We start from the raw sequence: 4,898 nt of genomic DNA on the forward strand, positions 1-4,898 counted from the left end.
CCGGCGGCAGCAGCCGCTTCAGTTTGGCGAGTGCGGGACGGACCTCGGGCGCGCCGGGGGCGTGCACGACCGCGGTGCCGTGGAAGGTGATCGTGGCCGGCGGAATCGGGAACAGCAGGGCCAGCAGGCCGCCCCGCCGCACTAGCACGGTCACCGAGACGTGATGGTCGGCCGCGATCTGGCGTGCCTTCCAGCTGCTAGGTCCCACAGCCACGTAGAGGCGCCGGTTGAGGGTCTTGTAGACGACGCCGCTGGTGCGCGGCTGCCCGGCCCCGGTGACGTGGCCGAGTACGGCTACTGACGCTCTGTCCAGGGACCGCCAGACCTGCTCGGTGCGAAGGTTCGACGCGGCCGTCTTGTCGCGCCGACGCCCAGCCCGCTCGACAGGGGCCGAGGGCGAGGGCGCGGCTGACCGGTCGTGACTGGTCGGCATGCTCATAAGCTCACTGTGTCCCGCGATGCCGCCTCAGGCAACGGCCGAATGTCCCATCCGGGGCTCGCGCGCCGCGCGCGGAAAATGGCTTGGGAACGGCGGGCAGCCACTGCTAATGTCGCGGTCGGCCGTGAACTCTTCGCAGGGAGGTGAGACTCGTGAACCCAACCACCCACGGGTGCTCCCTCAGCTCGTCACGGTCCCGAGGCTGACTTAGGTGTCGCCGGGAGCGCCTTGATTTCGAGGCTCTCCTGAGAGGGGACACCGATGAACCACAAACCTTTCGCCGCGATAGACCAGACCAACGCGGCTGCCCTGGCCCTGTTCGAGGGCATCGGCGGGCAGCGGACCGGCAGCAGTCTGGAGCTGGCGCGATGAACAAGCAGCGCGAAAGCATCGAGCTCGAGGGGCGCGTGGTCGAGTGCCTGCGCAGCGCCATGTTCACCGTGCAGCTCGACAACGGTCACCGGGTGCTCGCGCACATCAGCGGGAAGATCCGCAAGAACTACATCAAGATCCTGCCGGAAGACCGGGTGCTGGTCGAGCTCACGCCGTACGACCTGACCCGCGGCCGGATCGTGTTCCGATACCGCAACTAACGGTGGTTGCTACTAACCGTGGTCGCAACTAACGGCTATCGCGACCGACCGCGATAGACAGCGCCTGCGTATTCAGCATTGGCGCTCGCAGTAACTAAGCACCGCGATTGAGCTGCGTCGTTGACGACAGAGGGTCGTCGTCAACGACGCAGCTCAATGGCGCTTTTGAGGGAACGCACAGTTACGCGGTGTGTGCACCGCGCCGCACGGGAGATCACGGCGACCGCGCAATCCGCATCGGATCGGTTCGACCAGCAGCCGAAGCGCACTCACGAGGGGAAACCCGTGCTCGACGTAGTGCCGTTCACAGTTCAGACCGTTGACCTCGGCCAAAGCCGCCATGTGATGAACCTGCGCGGTGATCTTGACATCGCCGCGGCCGACCAGGCATGGGAGCAGGTGAACGAGCTGCTGACGCGCGGCGCGCTAGTGATCCTCGACGTGTCAAGGCTCGGGCTCATGGACAGCTCCGGCCTGCGCTTCCTGCTGCTGGCCCGGCGCGAAGCCGAGGCGCGCGGCGCCACGTTGGCCCTGCTGCGGCCGCGTCCCTGGCTGCGCGAGCGGCTGCGCGTCGGCGGCGTGCTGGACCTGTTCGATCTGCATTTCGAGCTCAGCAGCGCGAGCGCGCTGCGGTCCGCCGGCGCCGCGGCGGCGACGACCGAGGCGACCGCGAACTAGCCCGGCCGCCGCGCGAAACGCTCAGCGGCCAAGACCGGCGGCGACCTCTCTGGCTGTGCGGTCCGGGTCGGACGGCGGGTCGATCCACAACCGGACGCGGGTGCCGCGTCCCGGCGCCGAGCGCAGCTGCACTAGATCGCAGAACTGGTTGACGAACCACAGGCCGCGGCCGCCGAGCCGGGTCGGCGAGGGGCGCAGCTGGCCGACCAGCGGGTCGGTGATCACCCCGTCGTCGCGCAACTCGCAGACCAGTGCGTTGTCCTGCGTCCACAGCAGCATGGTGCCGCCCCCGCCGCCGTAGCGGATGCTGTTGGTGGCGACCTCGCTCACGGCCAGTGTCAGCTCCCGCGTGCGCCGAACCGGCAGGCCGTTGAGCTGGGCGAAGCGTGCCACCGCCGCGCGCACCGTGGGCAGGTCACCGAGGCGGTAGGTCAGCCGTTCGGCCGAGGCGGGCGGCTCGGGAAGGTCATCGGCGGCATAGGGGCCGGTCAGATAGTCGGCGACCGGCTGCCTAGCGGCCCCGTCCCACACCAGCGGGTGGCAGCGGGTGAGCGCATCGATCGCCGCGGCCGGATGCGCGCTGGTGTCCACCGGGCAGAGTAGCGACCAGGCCGGGGCCTTGGCGAAGGCGAGGTTGAGCAGCCATTCGGCGTAGCGGGCGTCGCTGCTGTCGGCGTCCCCCCGCGACGGGAAGGTGACGTCGTTGACTCCGTGCACGACGCGTCCGTCGTCGTATTGGGCGATCCAGTTCTGCCAGGCGGGCACGAGGCGGCCCGGGTTGCGCCCGAGCGCGGTCGTGTCCAGGAAGCTCACCGCGTCGTCGGCCGCGAGACGAGCGCGCAGCGCGTCGTGCCGCTCGGCCGGGGCGGCGATGAGCACCGCCGCGCCGGAACTGCGGGCCTGCTCGATGTACGCCAGCGTGCCGGTCACGTACTGCTGCGTCCCCGCGTAGGGGTAGATCATATGCAGCAGACCGATCGCCGCGGCCGAAGCTTCGCTCATGGCTGCACCTGCACCGCGACGCCGGCATCGCCGTAGCCGGACATCAGCCAGGCGGCGCGGACCGTCTCATTCGTGTGCTTGAGCAGCACCGACGTGCCGGGAGCGGCCGCCACGGTCTCCACCATGGCGCGCCACGCCGCCGCGTCGATCAATTCGAGTTGCTCGCAGTGGAGCTGAAGATTCGGGCTGCGCAGCAGAGCGCCCCGCAACGCAGTGGTGAACGCACGCAGCGATTCGAACCCGACGCTGCCCTCAAGTGTGTACCCGTGCGCGCCGGTGGGACGCAGCCGGAAACCGGACACGTCAGGAGTGATACCCACCACCCGCGAATGTACCGGCGCAATGTCGCCGAGGACCGCGGGTCTCCACAGGGCGCCGCGGTAAGCGCACACCACCCCGGTGCGGGTGTCGGCGGCCAGCTCGGCCAGCTCGAGTTCGATTGCGACCACCTCGGCCACCGGCGCGTCCGGCGAGGTCAGCTGCTCCATCGAGGCGAGGACCCACGGTGCCCTTCCGTCGCGTCGTGCCCGATGCACACGTTCGCGTACGGCCGTCAGTGCCGCGTCCGGGCCGTGCGAGGTGCCGAGCTCGTGCGCGACTCCCCGCGGAGGATCGCCGTCGAGGATGAGCAGGCCTCCGGCCTGCTGGTCCGCCTGAGCGATGAGCGCGTCGCGACCCGCTGCGTACTCGTGGATCGAACCGGCGCGCCAGCAGACATGCTCGCCTGCGGTCAGCTCCCACGTCTGGCTGGTGGCCTGTGTCACCGGGCCATTATCGGGGATGGGCGAGCGAATGGAGCTCATCCGTCCCGGACGCGGCGAAGTGATCCGAACACCGAATAAGGGATCGACCTGAGCCGCTAGAGGGCTCTCAGCAAGGGGAAACACGGTTGCAGCCGAGCCGTCCGGGCGGCAGCCTGAGCCTTGTCAACCGGCTGGAATCGCCAAGGAGGACGGATGGAGCCGCTCAGTCTGACGCAGGACGAGGCGCGCGAGCGGGCCGCGTTGATCGCGGTCGAGCGCTACGAGATCGACGTCGACTTCACCGGCCTGCTCACCGGCGACCAGGTCGGCTGCGTCTCCACGGTGGAGTTCAGCTGCCGGCGGCCGGGCGCCTCGACCTTCGTGGACTGCGCCGCGCAGGTGGTGGAGGCGACGCTCAACGGCAGTCCGCTCGGGGCGCCCGCCGAGGGGCGGATCCTGCTGCCGGACTTGAGCCCGCGCAACCGGCTCGTCGTGCGCACCACGCAGGCGGACACGACGAACGGCGCGGGAGTGCACAAGGCCGTCGATCCCGCGGACGGCGAGGTGTACGTGTGGACCAGCTTCGAGCCGGACGAGGCGAGGTTCGTGTGGGCCTGCTTCGACCAGCCGGACCTGAAGGCGCCGCACGCGTTCACGGTCACCGCGCCCGCGGCGTGGACGGTGACCAGCAACAGCGGCGCCCCGCGGATCGAGGATGCCGGCGAAGGCACGTCGGCCGGTGCGGCGCGGAGGTGGACCTTCGCGGACACCCCGCCCCTGTCGACCTACAACGCGGTCGTCAACGCGGGGCCGTTCCACCAGATACGCCGCACCGCCGGCGGCTACGACCTCGGGCTCTACACCCGCCAGTCGCTGGCCGCGCTGCTGGAGCGCGACGCGGACGAGGCCTTCACCCTCACCGAGCAGGGCCTGAGCTTCTACGGGCGGGTCTTCGGGATGCCGTTCCCGCAGCGCACCTACGACCAGGTGTTCATGCCCGAATTCGGCGGGGCGATGGAGAACTTCGGCTGCGTGACCTGGTCCGACGGGTTCCTGCAGCGCAGCGCGCCGACCGCGGCCGAGCGCGAGCTGTTCGCGAAGGTGCTGCTGCACGAGATGGCGCACATGTGGTTCGGCAACATCGTGACCATGCGGTGGTGGGACGACCTGTGGCTGAACGAGGCGTTCGCCGAGTTCGCCTGCAACTGGGCCGCCGCCGAGGCGACCGCGTACCGCGACGCGTGGGCCGGTCACCTGGCCACCGGGAAGCAGCGCGCCTACCTCACCGATCAGGGCCCGATCTCGCACCCGATCCGCACGCAGGTGCGCAGCACTGCCGAAGCGGCCTCGATCTTCGACGCGATCACGTACGAGAAGGGCGCCTCGGTGCTCAAGCAGCTGATGACGTACGTGGGCGAGGAGAACTTCTCGGCCGGCATGACC

The 4,898-nt window shown here is 69.7% G+C and carries 6 protein-coding genes; 3 read left to right on the forward strand and 3 right to left on the reverse strand.

Annotated features, from left to right (window positions below; translation table 11 throughout):
- A partial coding sequence (locus VFA06_RS18875) for a pyridoxamine 5'-phosphate oxidase family protein (protein ID WP_324841941.1) occupies positions 1-439 on the reverse strand: 439 nt, incomplete at its 3' end.
- Between the two features lie 368 nt (positions 440-807).
- Between VFA06_RS18875 and infA the strand changes: the two genes are divergently transcribed.
- Both infA and VFA06_RS18885 read left to right on the forward strand, forming a co-directional pair.
- Positions 808-1,032 carry a translation initiation factor IF-1 gene (gene infA, locus VFA06_RS18880; RefSeq protein WP_324841942.1) on the forward strand — a complete coding sequence of 75 codons (225 nt, stop codon included), beginning with the start codon at positions 808-810 and terminating at the stop codon, positions 1,030-1,032.
- Positions 1,033-1,317: 285 nt separating this feature from the next.
- Complete coding sequence (locus VFA06_RS18885) at positions 1,318-1,710, forward strand: STAS domain-containing protein (RefSeq protein ID WP_324841943.1); 393 nt, start codon at positions 1,318-1,320, stop codon at positions 1,708-1,710.
- 21 nt (positions 1,711-1,731) lie between these two features.
- On the opposite strand, the gene VFA06_RS18890 is transcribed toward VFA06_RS18885, so the two are convergent.
- Positions 1,732-2,712: a sensor histidine kinase gene (locus tag VFA06_RS18890; RefSeq protein WP_324841944.1), complete on the reverse strand. Its 981-nt coding sequence runs from the start codon at positions 2,710-2,712 to the stop codon at positions 1,732-1,734.
- Positions 2,709-3,476 carry a hypothetical protein gene (locus VFA06_RS18895; RefSeq protein ID WP_324841945.1) on the reverse strand — a complete coding sequence of 256 codons (768 nt, stop codon included), beginning with the start codon at positions 3,474-3,476 and terminating at the stop codon, positions 2,709-2,711. The genes VFA06_RS18890 and VFA06_RS18895 overlap by 4 nt, the downstream gene beginning before the upstream one ends.
- Positions 3,477-3,668: 192 nt before the next feature.
- Between VFA06_RS18895 and pepN the strand changes: the two genes are divergently transcribed.
- The coding region (pepN, locus tag VFA06_RS18900; protein ID WP_324841946.1) for an aminopeptidase N at positions 3,669-4,898 on the forward strand (1,230 nt) is incomplete at its 3' end.

This window comes from Actinocrinis sp. (assembly GCF_035653575.1).
In the GTDB taxonomy this organism is placed as follows: Bacteria; Actinomycetota; Actinomycetes; order Streptomycetales; family Catenulisporaceae; genus Actinocrinis.